The 17187-nt window shown below is 64.2% G+C and carries 17 protein-coding genes; 9 read left to right on the forward strand and 8 right to left on the reverse strand.

Annotated features, from left to right (window positions below; translation table 11 throughout):
• Positions 1–221 precede the first annotated feature (221 nt).
• Complete coding sequence (gene dnaG, locus HMPREF3120_RS11150; RefSeq protein ID WP_070453517.1) at positions 222–2222, reverse strand: DNA primase; 2001 nt, start codon at positions 2220–2222, stop codon at positions 222–224.
• Positions 2223–2257: 35 nt separating this feature from the next.
• Here dnaG and HMPREF3120_RS11155 point away from each other — a divergent pair, with 35 nt between their 5' ends.
• The 6 genes from HMPREF3120_RS11155 (at position 2258) to HMPREF3120_RS11180 (ending at position 7638) form a co-directional block, all read left to right on the forward strand.
• Positions 2258–2683 carry a guanyl-specific ribonuclease gene (locus tag HMPREF3120_RS11155; RefSeq protein ID WP_083284911.1) on the forward strand — a complete coding sequence of 142 codons (426 nt, stop codon included), beginning with the start codon at positions 2258–2260 and terminating at the stop codon, positions 2681–2683.
• Positions 2683–2931, forward strand: coding sequence for a hypothetical protein (locus tag HMPREF3120_RS11160; RefSeq protein ID WP_070453521.1), 249 nt, complete (start codon positions 2683–2685; stop codon positions 2929–2931). The genes HMPREF3120_RS11155 and HMPREF3120_RS11160 overlap by 1 nt, the downstream gene beginning before the upstream one ends.
• A 117-nt stretch (positions 2932–3048) precedes the next feature.
• Positions 3049–3921 carry a hypothetical protein gene (locus tag HMPREF3120_RS11165; protein WP_141739443.1) on the forward strand — a complete coding sequence of 291 codons (873 nt, stop codon included), beginning with the start codon at positions 3049–3051 and terminating at the stop codon, positions 3919–3921.
• 765 nt (positions 3922–4686) lie between these two features.
• Positions 4687–6426 carry a carbon starvation CstA family protein gene (locus HMPREF3120_RS11170; RefSeq protein ID WP_070453527.1) on the forward strand — a complete coding sequence of 580 codons (1740 nt, stop codon included), beginning with the start codon at positions 4687–4689 and terminating at the stop codon, positions 6424–6426.
• On the forward strand, positions 6410–6667 hold the full coding sequence (locus HMPREF3120_RS11175) for a cory-CC-star protein (RefSeq protein WP_070421363.1): 258 nt from the start codon (positions 6410–6412) through the stop codon (positions 6665–6667). The genes HMPREF3120_RS11170 and HMPREF3120_RS11175 overlap by 17 nt, the downstream gene beginning before the upstream one ends.
• Entirely contained in the window at positions 6658–7638 is a 981-nt protein-coding gene (locus HMPREF3120_RS11180; RefSeq protein WP_070453530.1) for an ArsA family ATPase, read from the forward strand. The genes HMPREF3120_RS11175 and HMPREF3120_RS11180 overlap by 10 nt, the downstream gene beginning before the upstream one ends.
• A gap of 245 nt (positions 7639–7883) precedes the next feature.
• Here the strand turns inward: HMPREF3120_RS11180 and HMPREF3120_RS11185 are convergent, their stop codons facing one another.
• Entirely contained in the window at positions 7884–9194 is a 1311-nt protein-coding gene (locus HMPREF3120_RS11185) for a deoxyguanosinetriphosphate triphosphohydrolase (RefSeq protein ID WP_070421361.1), read from the reverse strand.
• A gap of 19 nt (positions 9195–9213) precedes the next feature.
• Between HMPREF3120_RS11185 and HMPREF3120_RS11190 the strand changes: the two genes are divergently transcribed.
• Positions 9214–11193 carry a TPM domain-containing protein gene (locus tag HMPREF3120_RS11190; protein WP_070453532.1) on the forward strand — a complete coding sequence of 660 codons (1980 nt, stop codon included), beginning with the start codon at positions 9214–9216 and terminating at the stop codon, positions 11191–11193.
• A gap of 83 nt (positions 11194–11276) precedes the next feature.
• Here the strand turns inward: HMPREF3120_RS11190 and HMPREF3120_RS11195 are convergent, their stop codons facing one another.
• Genes HMPREF3120_RS11195 through HMPREF3120_RS11205 form a run of 3 tightly spaced genes read right to left on the reverse strand, consistent with a single transcriptional unit; the run spans position 11277 to position 13602 of the window.
• Complete coding sequence (locus tag HMPREF3120_RS11195) at positions 11277–11717, reverse strand: hypothetical protein (RefSeq protein ID WP_070453535.1); 441 nt, start codon at positions 11715–11717, stop codon at positions 11277–11279.
• Positions 11714–12220: a hypothetical protein gene (locus HMPREF3120_RS11200; RefSeq protein ID WP_070453538.1), complete on the reverse strand. Its 507-nt coding sequence runs from the start codon at positions 12218–12220 to the stop codon at positions 11714–11716. The genes HMPREF3120_RS11195 and HMPREF3120_RS11200 overlap by 4 nt, the downstream gene beginning before the upstream one ends.
• Positions 12220–13602 (reverse strand): glycine--tRNA ligase, encoded by a 1383-nt coding sequence (locus HMPREF3120_RS11205; protein WP_070421399.1) that lies wholly within the window; start codon positions 13600–13602, stop codon positions 12220–12222. Before HMPREF3120_RS11205 ends, HMPREF3120_RS11200 begins: the two co-directional genes overlap by 1 nt.
• Before the next feature lie 164 nt (positions 13603–13766).
• Between HMPREF3120_RS11205 and HMPREF3120_RS11210 the strand changes: the two genes are divergently transcribed.
• Positions 13767–14120: an ArsR/SmtB family transcription factor gene (locus HMPREF3120_RS11210; protein WP_070453541.1), complete on the forward strand. Its 354-nt coding sequence runs from the start codon at positions 13767–13769 to the stop codon at positions 14118–14120.
• Between the two features lie 90 nt (positions 14121–14210).
• The gene (locus HMPREF3120_RS11215) at positions 14211–14642 is read left to right on the forward strand and encodes a Fur family transcriptional regulator (protein ID WP_070453544.1); all 432 of its coding nucleotides are present in this window, start codon (positions 14211–14213) and stop codon (positions 14640–14642) included.
• Here the strand turns inward: HMPREF3120_RS11215 and HMPREF3120_RS11220 are convergent.
• From HMPREF3120_RS11220 to era, 3 genes are read right to left on the reverse strand one after another with little or no spacing between them, the layout of a single operon-like run.
• Positions 14639–15364, reverse strand: a complete 726-nt coding sequence (locus tag HMPREF3120_RS11220; protein ID WP_070453547.1) for an isoprenyl transferase — start codon at positions 15362–15364, stop codon at positions 14639–14641. The genes HMPREF3120_RS11215 and HMPREF3120_RS11220 overlap by 4 nt on opposite strands.
• Before the next feature lie 9 nt (positions 15365–15373).
• Complete coding sequence (gene recO, locus HMPREF3120_RS11225) at positions 15374–16090, reverse strand: DNA repair protein RecO (RefSeq protein WP_070453550.1); 717 nt, start codon at positions 16088–16090, stop codon at positions 15374–15376.
• Positions 16080–17042, reverse strand: a complete 963-nt coding sequence (gene era, locus HMPREF3120_RS11230) for a GTPase Era (RefSeq protein WP_210384519.1) — start codon at positions 17040–17042, stop codon at positions 16080–16082. Before era ends, recO begins: the two co-directional genes overlap by 11 nt.
• Positions 17043–17187: the final 145 nt, after the last annotated feature.

Here is a 17187-nt window from a genome sequence, read left to right on the forward strand (position 1 = left end):
GAAACTCCAACTGGCAAATAGCCCAACCACTTGAGGAACACCCCCACTAGAGGATCTGCCAGAACTCCAAGGACGGGCAGTCTTGCTTCGCACTAGTGGCGCTTCGGGGCGATGCAAGATGTTGCAGGGCCGGGGGATCCGACCTGCACGGAGTGTAAAAACCGGCAGGTGAAAGTGTGGGGTTTTACACAACCGAAATATGTAAAACGGGGTGTTGGGGCCTAGCGCCCACGGAAGGCGCGGTCGTTGAGGTCCCTGCGGGCCTGCTCCAACGCAACCAAGTCGGAGAAGAGGGCGTTGTAGGCCTCTTCGTCGTCAGAGGGGCGCATGCGCTGCAGCTGCGCCTTGAGCTGAGCGATCTGCTCGCCGACGCGGGTCTCCTGCAGGCGGGAGAGGACGGAATCGGCGTATTCATCGAGGTCGTCGGCGTGAATGGGCTCGACGGCGAGTTCGGAAACAAAGTTGCGGCCGGAAAGGTCGCGCATCTCGCCGGCGACGGCAGCGATCCAGGAGGCGCCACCGTCGGGGGCAGAGTCGGTGGGCGCAGCGCCAGCGGGCCCTGCGACAGCAGCGGCACCAGCGGGCCCTGCGGCAGCAGCGGTACCAGCACCGGCACCCGCGCGGGCGCAGCCGCCGGCGGCGGTGATGGCCTCGCGGACCTGCTGGTAGGCGTCGTTGGTGAAGGCGTCCGGGTTGATGCCGTCGAAATAGTTGCCGGCCTTGGACGGGTGCTGCAGAGCGATCTTTAGGGCTTCGCGCTGGGGCCACAGCAGCGGGTCGTCGGGGCGGGGCGGGATCAGCAACTCCGCCTGGCGGCCGGAGGAGTCGGGGCCAGCGGCGGCCTGCCGGGCGGCAAGGGAGACGCGCTGGCGCTTCTCCTTTTTCGGCTTCTTCGCCTCGGCGCGGACCTGTTCCAGCACTTCGTCGGGGTTGGGCCAACCGACCCAGCCGGCGAGGCGGCGGGCGTATTCCTGTTGGAGAACTTTGTCGTCGATGGAGGCGACGACGGGGACGGTGCGTCGTAAAGCTTGGACGCGTCCTTCGGCGGAGTCGAGGGAGAAGTTCTTCAGCAGGGACTCGATGACGAATTCGTAGACGGGGATGCGGGAGGCGACGAGGTCTCGAAGAGCACTGTCGCCCTTCTCCAGACGCAGGTCGCAAGGGTCCATGCCGTCCGGGGCGACGGCCACAAACGACTGGCCACCGAACTCCGTATCGGTGTTGTAGGCGCGCATCGCAGCCTTCTGGCCAGCCTCGTCGCCGTCGAAGGTGTAGATCAGTTCGCCGCGGAAGAAATTATCGTCGAGCATCAAGCGGCGGATCAGGCTCATGTGCTCGGAGCCGAACGCGGTACCGCAGGTGGCCACGGCGGTGGTCACGCCGGCGGCATGCATGGCCATGACATCGGTGTAGCCCTCCACCACCACTGTCTGGTGCTGGGTGGCAATGTTGCGCTTCGCCTTATCGATCCCGAAGAGCACCTTCGACTTGTGATACAGCATCGTGTCGGAGGTGTTCATGTACTTGCCCATGGGGTCGTCGTCGAAAAGTTTGCGCGCGCCGAAACCGATCGTGTTCGACGCGGCATCCTTAATCGGCCAAATCAGACGACGGCGAAACTTATCAATCGGCCCGCGTTTGCCCTGCGAGGAAATACCGGCGTCGATGAGTTCCTGGACCTCAAACCCCTTACGCAGCAGGTGCTTGGTCAGCGTGTCCCAACCGTCGGAGGCGTAACCGCACTCGAAATCCATGATCAACTCGCGCGAAAACCCACGATTGAGCAAGAAATCGCGTGCGACCTTCGCCTCAGGCGTTTCCAACTGCTCGCGGTAAAACTCGTGCGCCGCCTTATTCGCCGCCAGCAGCCGCTGGCGCGTGCCCGGCTTCACATCACGCGCACCCGTAGAACCGCCCTGGTAATTAATGCGGTACCCAATCTGATCCGCAACCGCCTCCACGGCCTCCGGGAAGGTCAACTGCTCCATCTCCATCAAGAACGAGAACACATCCCCGCCCTTGCCCGTAGAGAAGCAGTGGTAATAACCGTGAGCAGGGCGAACGTGGAAACTCGGGGTCTTCTCGTCCTTAAACGGACTCAGGCCCTTCAGCGAATCGTGCCCGGCAGGCTTCAACTGCACATACTCGCCCACAATCTCGTCGAGCGGTGCGCGCTGACGGATAGCCTCAATGTCACTATCCGGAATTCTGCCCCTTGCCATGGCGCTCATCGTAGCGTGTGCAACGATATGGGCCTATGAAGCGCCCGATTATCCTGCTGACCTGCCTCGCGTTGAGCAGTTGCGTATCGACGACCCCCTCACCCACCCCGGCACCAACCACCACCGTGGCGTCGACCGCGACCTCCAGCGCGACCGCCTCGGGGCTGCCGGCGTGCGACTCGCTTCCCGACGAAGCCTGGGACACCGTCGACCTCATCGAAGCCGGCGGCCCCTTCCCCTACCCCGCCAACGACGACAAACGCTTCGGCAACTACGAACGCGTCCTCCCCCAGGAGTCCCGCAACTATTACCGCGAGTACACCGTGGACACGCCGGGGCTGCGCCACCGCGGGGCGAGGCGCATCGTCACCGGCGGCGCTGGCGGCAATGCCAGGAACATCGAGGCCTGGTACTACACCGACGACCACTACGAATCCTTCTGCGAAATGGAGGTCAACTGATGAACCCGATCTTTATCGCCAACCCCGTCCACACGCTTGAGGACCTCGCCCGTGGCATCCTCACCGCCGCCTACGGCCCCAAAGACGCCGCCGACCGGCCCGTGCCCACAAACCTCGACGCACTCGCCGACCTGTTGCGGGAAACCCAAGTGAAACGGGTGGTGGTGGCTGTCTGGAGGGTGGAGGGGTCGTCGACAAGCAAAATGCGCGCAGTGTTTGAGGACGAAGGGGTCGAATTGGCAGCTTAGGGGCAAACCCGAACTCGGAAATGTCCACTATATTGTGCACGCGAGGGGTTCCCAACGCAGCCGCCAGGCGCGATACTGGCTTGCATGGGGTATGCAGAAATGGCTCACCTTCGGGGGTTGAGAGCAGATTTTGACGAGCAAGCCAACGCGCCCAGCGCGAACCCGCGCTATGTGACGCGGACAACCACCGTCGAGAAAGAATGGTGGCAATCGCTCCCACTGCGCGACCAAATGCTGGTCCGCGGTGCGGGAGTCTCGCGCGACAGTCGCAAAGCGATCCTCCTCGGTCGCTGGGCCGCAGTGCAACACGGCATGTGGATCGGGCCATTCACCGACTGGACCGTCGATGTCGCACTACCGTCCGGAAAACCGCCCGCCAAAAGCAAATGGCCCTATCTGACACGATTCCGCTCAGTGCCCGTGCGTGACGACGAAACCATCACCGCCCACAACATCCGCTACACCGACCGACTCCGTACCTACATCGACCTGTTCCGCTTCGGCACCATCACCGACCAACTCACGGCAACCGATTGGCTCCTGTCGCACTACTCACGCCGCACAGTGCACGATTACATCGACGGGTTCGAAGGTTGCCGGCCCGAGATTCTCAAACGGGCGCACAGAATGGTCGCTGGTGTGACACCGCTGCCCGAGTACCGGTACAGCCTCGCCCGCGCCGTCCTCTCCTCACACCGGATTGACTGTTACCCGGTGTTCCTAAAACCATGGGTCACATCCGGGCCTCTGATTGTCGACTGCGGCGGGATGCGCAACATCGCCATCATCATCGACGACGCCACCGGCTCCGATTTCGACTTCGGTTTCCCCGAAGACACGCGCGCCTCCTGGACCTCGCACCACAACTTCCCGACAGTCCGCTGGGACTTCTCAGATCTCTTCTTCAGGCCGGACCTTTTCATGAGGGAAGTAGGCCGGGCGCGTAATGCCGTCATATATAAGCACTCGCTGCCAAAGTGGGAGTGGTGAGGCGGTCGCCGGCTGTGTGAGCGCGTTGTGTGGGCGGTGTGTGAGCGCTGTTTGAGCGCGGTGAGGCGACCGCCCTGAGGGGTGGAAGGTGTCCGATTGGCAGCTTAGGGGCAAACCCGAACTCGGATGCGCGGCACGACCACAGTGGACCGCAGTGGAACGCAGTGAAGGCCGGTAGGAATCGCCGTCGGTGCGAGTTCGGGTTTGCCCCTAAGCTCAGTTTTCGCACATGTGCACCCCGGCGGGGGATGTGGCCCGGTGTGGACGCTCCGGGGTGGAGGGGTCGTCGACAAGCAAAATGCGCGCAGTGTTTGAGGATGAAGGGGTCACGCTGGTCGCGTAACCACGCACGCGTCATCTGACGGGTCGAGCCACTCCAACTCTTTGCAATCAACCCCCTCGGCTATAGCAGTCGCAGTTTCCTTCCATGCTGTGAACTCGGCTGCCAGCAGGCTGGGGTCTTCCGAAGTAATCGCTTCTCGAAGGTCACGCGCGCACGCCTCTCGGTCGTCCGGGGAAAGCGAGACCATCCACGGAAACGCTCGAGTCATTCGTTCCACGCGATCAAACAAATGCCTTCGCCTTTCGATACAGCTAGAAAAGTTCTACTACGCAAACTTATGCGGTCATCGCGCGGAAGTCGAGGGGTATCAGACATCCCGCTCACGTAATACAGCGCATAAAAAACACCCAAATGGAAACTTAAGAGTGTGCTGTGTGTCATAATTCGCAAACTGTGAACCACGACACGAATGGAGGACGCCCATGAGCTCGCTCATCCTAGTGCTCGTCGGCCTCGCGATGATGGCCGCCGGCTACCTGCTGTACTCGAAGTTCCTGGGCAAAAAGGTGTACCAACTCTCGGACGCCTACTCCACGCCCGCCCACACCATGGAAGACGGCGTGGACTACGTGCCCACCAACAAATACGTCCTGTGGGGCCACCACTTCACCTCCGTGGCGGGCGCGGCGCCGATCATCGGCCCGGCCGTCGCTGTGATTTGGGGGTGGGTGCCGGCGTTTCTGTGGGTGACGCTCGGCACGGTGTTCTTTGCGGGGATGCATGACATGGGGGCGCTGTGGGCGTCGCAACGCCACCGCGGGCACTCCATTGGCACACTGTCCGGCCGCTACGTCGGCGCGCGCGGACGCAACCTGTTCCTCATCGTGATCTTCCTGCTGCTGCTCATGGTCAACACGGCCTTCGCGGTCGTGATCTCCAACCTGCTGATCTCCACCCCAACCGCCGTCATCCCGACCTGGGGCGCGATCCTGGTCGCCTTGCTGATCGGCCAGGCGATCTACCGCTTGAACTGGAACTTGCCGCTGGTGTCCTTCGTCGGCGTGGCGGCTCTCTACGGCCTGATGATCCTCGGCGACCGCATGCCACTCGCCCTGCCCGAAGTCATGCTGGGCATCCCTGACCGCGGCTGGTGGATCATCTTCCTGTTCCTCTACGCCTTCATCGCCTCGCTGCTGCCGGTGTGGGTGCTGCTGCAGCCGCGTGACTACATCAACGGCCTGCAACTGTTCGTCGGCCTGATCATTCTGTACGGCTCGTTCTTCGTCGTCCGCCCAGAAGTTGTCGCCCCGACACTTCGCGACACCGTCCCCGACGGCACCCCCGGCATCTTCCCACTCCTGTTCGTCACCATCGCCTGCGGCGCGATCTCGGGCTTCCACGGCATTGTGTCCTCGGGTACGTCGTCGAAGCAGATCGATAAGGAAACCGACGTGCGCTTCGTCGGCTACTTCGGCGCCGTCGGCGAAGGCCTGCTCGCGCTGGGCACCATCGTTGCGACGACCGCCGGATTCAACACCATCACGGATTGGGAAAACGTTTACAACGAATGGAACGCCGGCGGCGTGGACGCCTTCATCCAAGGCGGCGGCGCACTGATGAACGAAGGCCTGGGCATCCCGCAGTCCCTGTCCGGAACAATCTTGGCGACGATGGCCGTCCTCTTCGCCGCTACCACCATGGACTCCGGTATCCGCCTGCAGCGCTTCGTCGTCACCGAAATCGGCGACCTGATGGGCTTCAAACTTTCCGGCCTTATCGCCACCATCATCGCGGTCGGCTGCGCACTCGGCCTGACGTTCTCCATGGGCATCGACGGCTCCGGCGGCATGCTTATCTGGCCACTGTTCGGCACCACCAACCAGCTCATGGCGGGCCTGACCCTGTCCATCGTGGCGATCATGCTGACCAAACTGCGCCGCCCTTCCTGGCCGGTGCTCGTCCCGCTGGTGTTCGTCACCGTCATGTCCCTGTGGGCTGCCGTGCTGCAGGTACGCACGTTCTACAACTCCGGCAACTGGCTGCTACTCGTCCTCGACGTGATCATCATCTGCTGTGCAATCTGGGTCATCGCCGAGGCATTCACTGCGATCTCAAAGGCACGTCGCGAGCCCGCAGTGATCTGGCGTGACGACGAAACCATGCCCGGCGAACACGCTGCCGCCGCAGCTGACGCGGACGCTGCAGATGCTCGAGCGCTTTAAAGCCTTCGCGGCCGGCCTGGACGAGTTCTACAAGGCGCCTTATCGTCGAGAATTTGCCCGCGCCGCCCGCGAAGAAGACGACCTGTTCACACTGCTCGTCGCCTCCGAAACGCTTGGCATCCCCAACCCCGCCTCCTTCTACACCCTCGAGCTCATGCCATTGCTTTACGACGAATTCCACGCCTGGCACACCCGCATGGGCATGTCCCACTCCCCCTTGGACGGCGTGCGATGCTGCTAGAAACCGCACCCGTGATGTTCTTCGGCGGCAAAGGCGGCGTGGGCAAAACAACCGTGTCTGCCGCCACCGCGGTGCGCCTCGCCGAGACCGGCCGGCGCGTGCTGCTGGTGTCCACCGACCCGGCGCACAACCTCGGCCACATCTGGTCAGTGTCGCTCTCCGACACGCCCACCGAACTCGAACCCGGGCTTTCCGTCGTCGAACTCGACCCCGCCACCACCACCGAACGCCACCTCGCCGACGTTGAGCAGTCCATGCGCGCAATGATGCCGGAACGCATGCACCCCGAAATCCGCCGCCACCTGGACCTGTCACGCAACTCCCCAGGCATGCACGAGGCAGCGATGCTGGAACGCGTGGCGGAACTTGTGGACACGCAAGGCGTCGACCACATCATTTTCGACACCGCCCCCTCCGGCCACACCTCCCGCCTCCTTGCCCTGCCGGAGTTGATGGCGGCCTACACCGGCGGGCTGATGCAGCGCCGCGAACAATCCGACAAGTTCTCCCGTGCCCTGCGTGGTCTCGGCGGCGCGGACCAAGACCCGGTGCAGCGCCGCAACCAGCAGATCCGCACCACGCTGTTACGGCGGCGTCGCAAGTTTGAGCGCCTGCGCGACATTCTCACCGACCCGGCCGCCTGCACGTTCACCATCGTGCTCACCGCCGAGCGGCTCCCGGTACTCGAGAGCACCGAACTTTACGACGACCTCACCCACCACCACATCCGCGTCTCCGGCCTCGTCGTCAATCGCCGCAGCCCCGCCGACACCGCTGGGGCTGGCACTGGCGCTGGTGCTGGCGCTGGCTCGAGCGCCAGCGAGTTCTTGGCTGCCCGGCGCGCCGTGGAAGACGACGCGCTTGCCCTTCTGGACGCGAAACTGCCCAACGTGCCGCGCGTGGAACTGCCGTGGCTTCCCGGGGAGATCGGCACCCGCGCCGCGCTCGCCGACATCGCCGAGCGCCTGTAGCCTCCCCGAGCCCCCGCTCCGAGGAGTGGAAGGAGTCCGATTGGCAGCTTAGGGGCAAACCCGAACTCGCTTCGAAGCCCTTTTTCATCTGGCCGGCTGAGTTCGGGTTTGCTCCTAAGCTCACTTTTCGCCGTATTCCACCTCGGCGCGGGTTAGGCTCACTCGCAATATCTGCGAGTGAGAGGAGACCCTATGTGCCGTCCCGCCCCCTGCACAACCTGCGGCAAGCGGCAACGGCCGCGGGCCTAGTAGAAGCCTTCGAAGGCGCTGGCTTTCTTCGCGGTGCGCTCGAGGCGAGACTCGGTCATGGAGGCGATTTGGTCGATGATCACGCGCTCGCGCTCGGCGTCGGTGTCGGCCGCTTCGAACCAGGCACGGAACATCGTGTCCAGGGTGCCCGGGGCGCCGGCGCGCAGGTACTCGTGGACGCGGTAGATGCGGTCGCGCTGGCGGTCCTGACGCGCGAGATGGGCGGGCACATCCATGACGTAGAGCACCGCCACGGTTTTGAGCAGGCGGACTTCGGCCTCGACGTCGGGAGGAACGATGAGGCGGCCGTGCTGGCGCCCCATCAGGCCCGAACCGGCGCCCACGCCGCCCGCGCCGCCCGCGCCCGCGCCGGCAGCAGCGTCGGTGCCTAGGTTCCCGTCGAGGGTCGCCTTGGTCACGCCGCCGATGTAGCGCCCCACCAACTGCGACGTCAGCCCCTTTAGGCGAACCCAGGAGGACAGGGTGTAGTCGAAGTCGGCGGCGGCTGCGATGGCCGGCAGGGCGCGGAGGCGGTCGGCGGCGTCGACGAGTGAGTCGGCGTCGCCACCAAAGGCGGCGGCGCCCTTCTCGGCAAGCGCGGCGAGTTCGACGAAGTCCCACAGCACCTGCAGGGAGACGCGCCCGGAGACGATGCCGTCTTCGACGTCGTGGACGGAGTAGGCGATGTCGTCGGAAAAGTCCATCACCTGCGCTTCCATCGGCGGCATGTCGTCGGTGTGGCCTTCGCGCGCCCACGCAAGCACCGCTGCATCCTCGTCGTATGCGGAGTACTTCCGGTTCAGGGTGCCGTCTGGGTTGGTGCGGGTCACGGGGTATTTCACGGCGGCATCGAGGGAGGCGCGGGTGAGGTTGAGGCCGTACGAGTGGTCGTCGATAAGCACTTTGGGCTCAAGGCGCGACAGGATGCGCAGAGTTTGCGCATTGCCCTCGAAGCCGTCGGGCGCGACCTCGTTGAGCGCGACCTCGCCGTTGTGGCCGTACGGCGGGTGGCCAATGTCGTGGGTGAGCCCGGCCATCTCGCAAAGATCGGGGTTCAGGCCGAGGCCTTCGCCGATGCCGCGCGAAATCTGGGCGACCTCCAACGAGTGCGTCAGGCGCGTGCGCGGGGTGTCACCGTCGCGCGGGCCAACAACCTGGGTCTTGTCCGCTAATCGACGAAGCGCCGCCGAATGCAGCACACGGGCCCGGTCACGCGCGAACGCCCCGCGTGAATCCGGCGCAAGCTGCGCCCCCTTTGGCCCCTCAGCGGTGCGGCGTTTCGTATCGTCGGCGTTATAGGCGTACACGAAGCGCTACCCTAGTCGCATGACTAGCCGTTACCTTCGCGTCCTCGCCGTCGGCGGCATGCTGTTTCTCGCAGCGCCCGCCTCAGGTTTTGCCGAAACGCCCGCGCTTGCGCAAGGCGTAGCCACGGAAACTAGCGTCCAGCCAGGCCTTTTAACCAAGCCTGTGACCGACGACGCCGGCGTGCTCACCGATAGCGAACGCGCCGAGATTGAACAGGCGATTCAGCAGGTCAGCCAGTCCCAGGGTAAGTCGGTGCGTGTGGTGTTCCTGCGTACCTTTGGCGACATCAGCCCGTCCGACTGGGTCGACCAGGCCATCGCTGCGAATGGTTCCAACACCGCCGTGCTGGTGATTTCCCCCGACGAGCGCGCCTACAACGTCGGCGGTGGCGAAGAATGGACCCAGGCCGAGATCGACCGGATGAACGAGGCCGCCTACGCGCAGCTAACCCAACTCAATTGGTCGCAGGCGGCGCTGAATGCGGTTGAGTCGGTAGGTGGGTCGTCGTCAAGCAACGGTGACGGCGCAGGCTGGGTCGCAGGCGGCCTCGGTGTCGCGGCGCTCGCCGGCGGCGGCATGTACGCGGCAACACGCAAGGGCTCGCGCAAGCAGCAAGCGAAGCAGATCGCGTCTGCGAAGGCGCTCGATCCGGCGGATACTGACTCGCTCGGCCGCCTGCCCACCGCGACCCTGGAGGAGGTCGCGCGCGACGCGCTCGTGTCCGCCGACGAGTCGATTACCCAGGGCAAGGAGGAGCTGAAACTAGCCACATCCGAGTTCGGCGCCGAGCGTGTCCGCCCGTTCACCTCCGCCATGAACGAGGCCACCCGCACCCTGCAGCGCGCGTTTTCCACCCACCAAAAACTTTACGACGCCATCCCCGAAACCGAACCCGAAAAACGCGCGATGCTCGTCGACATTATTTCGTCGTCAGGCAAAGCTGAGCAGGCACTTCGCGACAAAACCGCTGAGTTCAACGACATGCGCGGCGTGCTCATGCGCGCACCCGACGAGGTGGACAAGATCCTCGCCCGCACCGTGGACATCCGCGCGCGCCTCGAGCCGGCCCGCGCCACCCTTGCGCAACTGCGGGAGACGCACGCGCCGGAGATGTTGTCGTCGATCGTGGACAACGTCGATGTTGCGGAAGCCTCCCTCGACGAAGCCGAGAAGGCACTTAACGACGCCCGCAGCCTCGCCGCCCAGCCCGCCGGCCGCCAAGGCGCACTCCTGGACACGCTCGCGGCTGCCTCGCACGCCGTGGAGGTCTCTGACACCAACCTCAACGCGATCGAGCACGCGGAAGAGAACATCCGGGCGGCGAAAACCAATTTGCCAGCGCTTATCGACGAAATCCGCGCCGAACTCCGCGACGTCGAAACCGTCAAGGGTGCCCGTGAGCAGGGCGCGCGTATCGACGTCGCCTCTTTGGACGCGGTTTCCGCCAAGGCCCAGCGCATGCTCGACGCGATGGGCAACCGCGCCGACACCGACCCGCTTGCCCTCTACGAGGAACTGGCGAACATGGACGCCGAAATCGACGACGCCCTCGACCGTGCCCGCGGCGTCGCCGGCGACCAAGCCCGCGCCCTGCAACTGTTCGACCAACAAATGCAGGTCTGCACCGCGCAGATCCAGCGCGCCGAAGACTTAATCCGCTCCCGTGGCCGCATCATCGGCTCGCACGCCCGCACCTTGCTCGCCGAGGCGAAGCGCCAGCACGCCCAAGCGATCCAGCTGCGTGTGCGCGATACGCGTACAGCTATCGACGCCGCCCGCACCGCCACCGACACCGCCCGCCGCGCCGAGCAGGCCGCTAACGACGATATCCGCCGCTACCAAGCGGCCCGCAACCGCGAAACCGCCGACTCCCTGGCCAGGGCGGTGCTGTGGGGCACGCTGCTCTCCGGCGGCGGAGGTGGCGGGGGTGGCTTCGGGGGAGGCGGCGGAGGTGGCTTCTCCGGCGGGCGCCCCTCTAACCGCGGCGGCACGTTCTAGGCCGCGCGGGGCCGCACAGCCAGGCTGACGCAGCGGTGGTGCTGGCCCGCGCTGGGCAGCCGCGCTGCCGGGCCGCCGCGGCGCTAAATGCGGGTGCGGCGCGCGGGCGTGTCCACGAAAGTGAGCGCCCACGTCATGAACACAAGATCCTCCATAGGCAGGTCGGCCTCGGCTGCAGCGTCGACATCCGCTTTGACCTCAACGTGGAGGTCACCCGAAGCCTTGCCGCGGGTGATGGCGACGAGGGTGCCTGCGGCGTCGCGGATCTCGCGGTGCAGGCCAGAACGGTTCAGGGTGTAGCGGCGCCCGTCGCAATCCGCGGTGTAGCGCGCCACCGTAAACCCGGCCTTACGCAGCACGAACTCCCCGCCCGTATCCGCATCGACGGCCTTAAACCGGCGCGCGCTCCCGGCGGTGATGCGCAGCACCGCGCTCGGGTGTGCCCCACCGACGGTGATGGTGTCGGCGGTGGCGGTGGCGCGGGTGCGGGAGTCGTCGAGAAGCGTGGCGCCCTGCCAAATCACAGCAACGCCACCACAACGATGAACAGCGACAAGAACACCAAAGTGCTGATCAGCGCGGTCGAATTGACCATCTTGCGGGCCTCAAGCACCTCGCGGGTCAACCACGCAAGGCCGGCAACCTGGGTGGGCGGCAGGTCGGTCTCGCCCTCGAACTCGAGGATCGCCTTGCGCACACCGTTGTGGTCCTGGGTGAACTGGGCAACCTTCTCGCCGCTCGCATCCTCGACCACCCAGTTCTTGGAGGTCTCCGGGACGAACGCGTAGGCGTGGCCCTCGATGACCAGGTCGATGCGCTTCGCGCGCTTCAAACTGTTCGACGTGCGCACGATCTCCTCGCCGCGGCGCGTCGCTACCGCACCCGATTCGGGGTGCGACACCAACTGCCACTCCTCGCCGCCCACAACGGCGTGGTCGTGCGAGAACACACCCAACACCTCGGGTCCGTCCTCGGCGAGCAACTTCGGCGCGTCGCGGTCCGTGCGATCCCAGCTGACGTAGTGCATTAGCAGCCGATCAGGCGGGCGGCCAGGTAGGCCTCCAGCTCGTCGAGAGGCACGCGCTCCTGCTCCATCGTGTCGCGCTCGCGAACGGTCACAGCGTTGTCCTCAAGGGTGTCAAAGTCGTAGGTGACGCAGAACGGGGTGCCGGTCTCGTCCTGGCGACGGTAACGACGACCAATCGCACCCGAGGTGTCAAAGTCCACGTTCCAGTACTGGCGCAGCTTGGTGGCCAGCTCCTCGGCGGGGCCGGCGAGTTCCGGCTTCTTCGACAGTGGCAGCACGGCAACCTTCACCGGCGCGAGGCGACGGTCCAGGCGCAGCACGACGCGGGTGTCGGTGCCGCCCTTGGCGTTGGGTGCTTCTTCTTCATCGTAGGCGTCGATAAGAAATGCCATCATGGCGCGGCCCAGGCCAGCGGCCGGCTCGATGCAGTACGGGATCCAACGCTCCTCGTTCTGCTGGTCGTAGTACGACAGGTCCTCGCCGGACGCCTCGGAGTGGGTCTTCAGGTCATAGTCCGTACGGTTGGCCACGCCTTCGAGTTCGCCCCACTTGGAGCCGGTGAAGCCGAACGCGTACTCGATGTCCACGGTGCGCTTGGAGTAGTGCGACAGCTTCTCCTGCGGGTGCTCGTACAGGCGCAGGTTCTCCGGGTTGATGCCCAGGTCGACGTACCAGTTGAAGCGGTTTTCAATCCAGTACTCGTGCCAGGTTTCGTCCTCGCCTGGCTTGACGAAGAATTCCATCTCCATTTGCTCGAACTCGCGGGTGCGGAAGATGAAGTTGCCCGGGGTGATTTCGTTGCGGAAGGACTTGCCGATGTTGGCGATGCCGAACGGCGGCTTGAGGCGCGCGGACGTCATCACGTTTTTGAAGTTAACGAAGATGCCCTGCGCGGTCTCCGGGCGCAGGTAGTGCAGGCCTTCCTTGTCGTCGACGGGGCCGAGGTAGGTCTTCATCAAACCGGAGAATTCCTTCGGCTCGGTCCAGTTGCCCGGCTGGCCGGTTTCCGGGTCGTTGATGTCGGCGAGCCCGTTTGCTGGCGGGTGGCCGTGCTTCTCCTCGTACGCTTCGATCAGGTGGTCGGCGCGGTAGCGCTTGTTGGTGTAGAGCGACTCAACGAGCGGGTCGGTGAACACCTCGACGTGACCGGAGGCTTCCCATACGCGGGTGGGCAGGATGATGGAGGTGTCGACGCCGACGGTGTCGGGGCGGGAGGTCACCATGTGCTTCCACCACTGGCGCTTGAGATTTTCTTTCAGCTCGACGCCGAGTGGGCCGTAGTCCCACGCGGAGCGTGTTCCGCCGTAAATCTCACCTGCGGGGTACACCAAACCACGGCGTTTGCAGAGGTTGACGACGGTTTCGATCTTGGATGCGGGCATCACAATCTCCTGCGTGTAATACGGTTGCCAAAATACGTCGATCAGTCTAGCCGTTTCACTTTGCGACGACGCAGACGACCCTTTGGACATAAGTCCCACCTTTACGCCTGCTTCGAGTAAACTGTGTGACAACTGTGTAGGACTGTCGTCGAAAGGGGCCGCCCATGCGTGACGACCTTCGCTTTTCGCCGGAGGAGTTAGACCACACTGCCGCACTGATCCGAGTGCTGGATTCGGAGATGCGTCTTCGGATTTTGCTGCTGCTGCACGATTCACAGCGCGCGGTCCATGAGTTGGTGGGGATTTTGGGGAAGTCGCAGCCGCTGGTGTCGCAGCATTTGCGGGTGCTTCGCGACGAAGGCCTAGTCGCCGCCAAACGCTGCGGCCGCGAAGTCGCCTACGAACTTGCCAACCCCACCGTGATCCGGATTATCCACGCGCTCGTAGACCATGCCTGCGAGTTCTACGCGCCGGCCGCTGACACAACCCGGCGCACGTCGGTGCCGGGCCAGGACTAGCCCGAATCAGCACTAGCCCGAATCAGCACTAGGCAAGATCCGGCTAGGCCTCGTCCCAGTCGAGCGCCATCCCGGCTAAGCTGGCCCGGTATGAAACACCGCCCACACAGCACGCGTCCGGTCCCGAAGCTTGGCCCGAGGATGACTAAGCAGCGCGCGGCGGTCGTCGATACGCTGCGTGGCTTAGACAAATTCGCCTCCGCACAAGCCATCCACGAGATCCTCACCGAACAAGGCGAGTCCGTAGGACTGACCACCGTCTACCGCACGCTGCAATCACTCGCGGACGTCGACGCGGTGGACGTGCTTTACTCCCCCGAAGGCGAAACGCTCTACCGCGACTGTCTCGCCGACCACCACCACCATCACCTCCTGTGCTCCAAATGCGGGCGCAGCGAGGAAATCGAAGGCGGCCCGGTAGAAAGATGGGCCGAGGTGATGGCGAAGCACTACGGCTACGAACTTGTCGGCCACGACGCCGAAATCTACGGCGTATGCCGCGACTGCCAGGCGAAACGCTAGTTATCGAACTTATCTACCGCACCGCCGAAACGCCGGTCGCGCTTCGCGTACTCCAGCACCGCATCCCACAGGTCCTGCTTAGTAAAGTCCGGGAACAGCACGTCCTGGTACACCATCTCCGCGTAGGCCGACTGCCACAGCAGGAAGTTTGAGGTGCGCTGCTCGCCCGACGGGCGCAAGAACAGGTCCACGTCGGGCATGTCGGCGCGATACAGGTAGCGCTGGATGGTTTTTTCGTCGACGTGGCGCACGTTGTCGTCGATAAGCGCCTGCACTGCGTCGGTGAGTTCGGCGCGACCGCCGTAATTGACGCACATCGCAAGGGTGAGCCCCGTGTTGTGCTTCGTGAGCTCCTCGGCGACCTCAAGCTCCTCGATCACGCTGCCCCACAGCTTCGGGCGGCGCCCACACCACACCACGCGCACGTTCTTCTCATGCAACTCGTCACGCTGGCGGCGCAACACGTCGCGGGTGAAGTTCATCAAAAAATGCACCTCGGAAGGGCTGCGCTTCCAATTCTCCGTAGAAAACGCGTAGGCGGACAGCCACTCCACCCCACCAAGTTCGATGCAGGCATCGACGGCGTCCATGAGCTTTTCCTCGCCCACCTTGTGCCCCTCGGTGCGCTTCAAGCCCCGTTGCTGCGCCCAACGGCCGTTGCCGTCCATCACCAGTGCGATGTGTTTCGGGATGAACTTCTTGTCAATCTTCGGTGCGCCCATGGGCGTTAATTATGCCTGCTCCATGATCTTCAGGCTCTTCAGCCCGGCCTCAAGGTTGTGCTGCACGTGCGCCACGGTCGCGCGGTGAATCTGCGCAACGCGTATCGACGACACCCCGTACCCACCCCGCAACAACCACATATCGTGCAGCGTCTCCGGATCCACATCCATCGAGCCGGTGGGGCGGCAGTTGTTGCACACCGCCCCGCCGACGGTGGCGTTGAACGCCCTGTGCGGGCCCGGGGCCTGGCAGTTCGCGCAGTTAAACAGGCTTAAACCCCAGCCGGCGTGCTCGGTGGCCCTAAGCATGAACGCGTCGAGCACCAGCGTCGGATGCTGGTCGGTCTGCAGGTTGGTCAGCGCCTCCTGCACGAGCCCGAACAGTTCCGGGTCCCCCTGGTCGTAGGAAAGCTTCTCGGCGACCTCCATGACGGCGCAGGCGGCGGCATAGCGGTCGAAGTCGTCGATAATGCGGGCACCGTAGTAGGTGACGGTGTCTGCGCCGGTGATCGTCGATAAGCCTCTGCCCGGATACACCTGCACATCCACATCCACGAACGGCTGCAGGCGCGAGCCGAAGCGGCTTTTCACCTTGCGCACGCCCTTCGCCACCCCGCGCACCAGGCCGTGGTTGCGGGTCAGCAGGACGATGACGCGATCCGCCTCACCGAAATCGTAAGTGCGCACCACAAAGGCGCGATCGCGCCACGACGGCCTAGAAGCCAAGTCGGCCCAACGCCTTCGGATCCTGCTGCCAGTTCTTCAGGATTTTCACGCGCACGTCCAAGTAGATGTTCTGGCCGACCAGGTCGATGATCTGCTTGCGCGCACGGTGCACAATGCCGGAAAGGCGCCGCCCGTCCGGGCCCTCAATGATGCGCTTCTGGCCCGGACGCTCCAGGTACAGCACCGCGTAGATCATGGTGCGCTCCGGATTGTTCGGGTCTGGGTGCATTTCGTCGATTTGTACGGCGACGGAGTGCGGGAGCTCGTCGCGAAGACCGCGCAGCGCCTCCTCACGGATCAACTCGGCGATACGCGTCTCCACATCCTCATCCGTGGTGTGGCCCTCCGGGTAGAAACGCGGACCTTCCGGCAGGTGGTCGATGAGAATGTCCAGCAGCGTGTCCGTCTGCACACCTGCGGTTGCGGAGACCGGCACGACCTCGCAGTCGGGGCCGAGCATGTCGTGCAGTTCGAGCAGGCGCTCGCCGACAGCGTCCTTACCGGTCTTGTCCAGTTTGGTCACAATGCCCACGATCGGCGTGTTCGGCTTCGTTTTGCGGATCTCCTCGAGGATGAAGCGGTCGCCGGGGCCGATCTTCTCGTCCGCCGGCACAGTAAAGCCGATGACGTCCACGTCCGCGAACGTGTCCTTCACCACGTCGTTGAGCCGCTCGCCCAGCAACGTGCGCGGGCGGTGAATCCCCGGCGTGTCCACCACAATGACCTGCGCACCGTCGCGGTTGATCACGCCGCGGATCGGGTGGCGAGTCGTCTCCGGCTGATCGGCCATAATCGCGATCTTCTCCCCCACCAGCGCGTTGGTCAGCGTGGACTTGCCGGTGTTCGGCCGCCCGACGAAGCTGACAAAGCCCGACTTGAACCCTTCCGGCGTGTTTGTGAAACCGCCGTCAGCGATCGCGTCTTCTGGCAGGTTGTCCGGGAAATCAATCATGGTGCGCATCCTACCGTTGTGGATAACTTTTCTTGACGCGTGGGAGTTATCCACAGATTTTTTGCGGGGTCTTGTGGGGGTTGCGGTGGGTTTCTAGCGTCTGGTGCATGGATTTTTTGGAGTTTTGTCAAGCGGGCGTGGGGAT

Source organism: Corynebacterium sp. HMSC11D10 (genome assembly GCF_001806995.1).
Taxonomy (GTDB): Bacteria; Actinomycetota; Actinomycetes; order Mycobacteriales; family Mycobacteriaceae; genus Corynebacterium; species Corynebacterium coyleae.

Excerpts from the sequence above, each read along its gene's own strand:
- dnaG (WP_070453517.1), bottom strand. The coding sequence starts at position 2,222 with ATGGCAAGGGGCAGAATTCCGGATAGTGACATTGAGGCTATCCGTCAG.
- HMPREF3120_RS11155 (WP_083284911.1), top strand. The coding sequence starts at position 2,258 with ATGAAGCGCCCGATTATCCTGCTGACCTGCCTCGCGTTGAGCAGTTGC.
- HMPREF3120_RS11160 (WP_070453521.1), top strand. The coding sequence starts at position 2,683 with ATGAACCCGATCTTTATCGCCAACCCCGTCCACACGCTTGAGGACCTC.
- HMPREF3120_RS11170 (WP_070453527.1), top strand. The coding sequence starts at position 4,687 with ATGAGCTCGCTCATCCTAGTGCTCGTCGGCCTCGCGATGATGGCCGCC.
- HMPREF3120_RS11175 (WP_070421363.1), top strand. The coding sequence starts at position 6,410 with ATGCTCGAGCGCTTTAAAGCCTTCGCGGCCGGCCTGGACGAGTTCTAC.
- HMPREF3120_RS11180 (WP_070453530.1), top strand. The coding sequence starts at position 6,658 with ATGCTGCTAGAAACCGCACCCGTGATGTTCTTCGGCGGCAAAGGCGGC.
- HMPREF3120_RS11190 (WP_070453532.1), top strand. The coding sequence starts at position 9,214 with ATGACTAGCCGTTACCTTCGCGTCCTCGCCGTCGGCGGCATGCTGTTT.
- HMPREF3120_RS11200 (WP_070453538.1), bottom strand. The coding sequence starts at position 12,220 with ATGCACTACGTCAGCTGGGATCGCACGGACCGCGACGCGCCGAAGTTG.
- HMPREF3120_RS11205 (WP_070421399.1), bottom strand. The coding sequence starts at position 13,602 with ATGCCCGCATCCAAGATCGAAACCGTCGTCAACCTCTGCAAACGCCGT.
- HMPREF3120_RS11210 (WP_070453541.1), top strand. The coding sequence starts at position 13,767 with ATGCGTGACGACCTTCGCTTTTCGCCGGAGGAGTTAGACCACACTGCC.
- HMPREF3120_RS11215 (WP_070453544.1), top strand. The coding sequence starts at position 14,211 with ATGAAACACCGCCCACACAGCACGCGTCCGGTCCCGAAGCTTGGCCCG.
- HMPREF3120_RS11220 (WP_070453547.1), bottom strand. The coding sequence starts at position 15,364 with ATGGGCGCACCGAAGATTGACAAGAAGTTCATCCCGAAACACATCGCA.
- era (WP_210384519.1), bottom strand. The coding sequence starts at position 17,042 with ATGATTGATTTCCCGGACAACCTGCCAGAAGACGCGATCGCTGACGGC.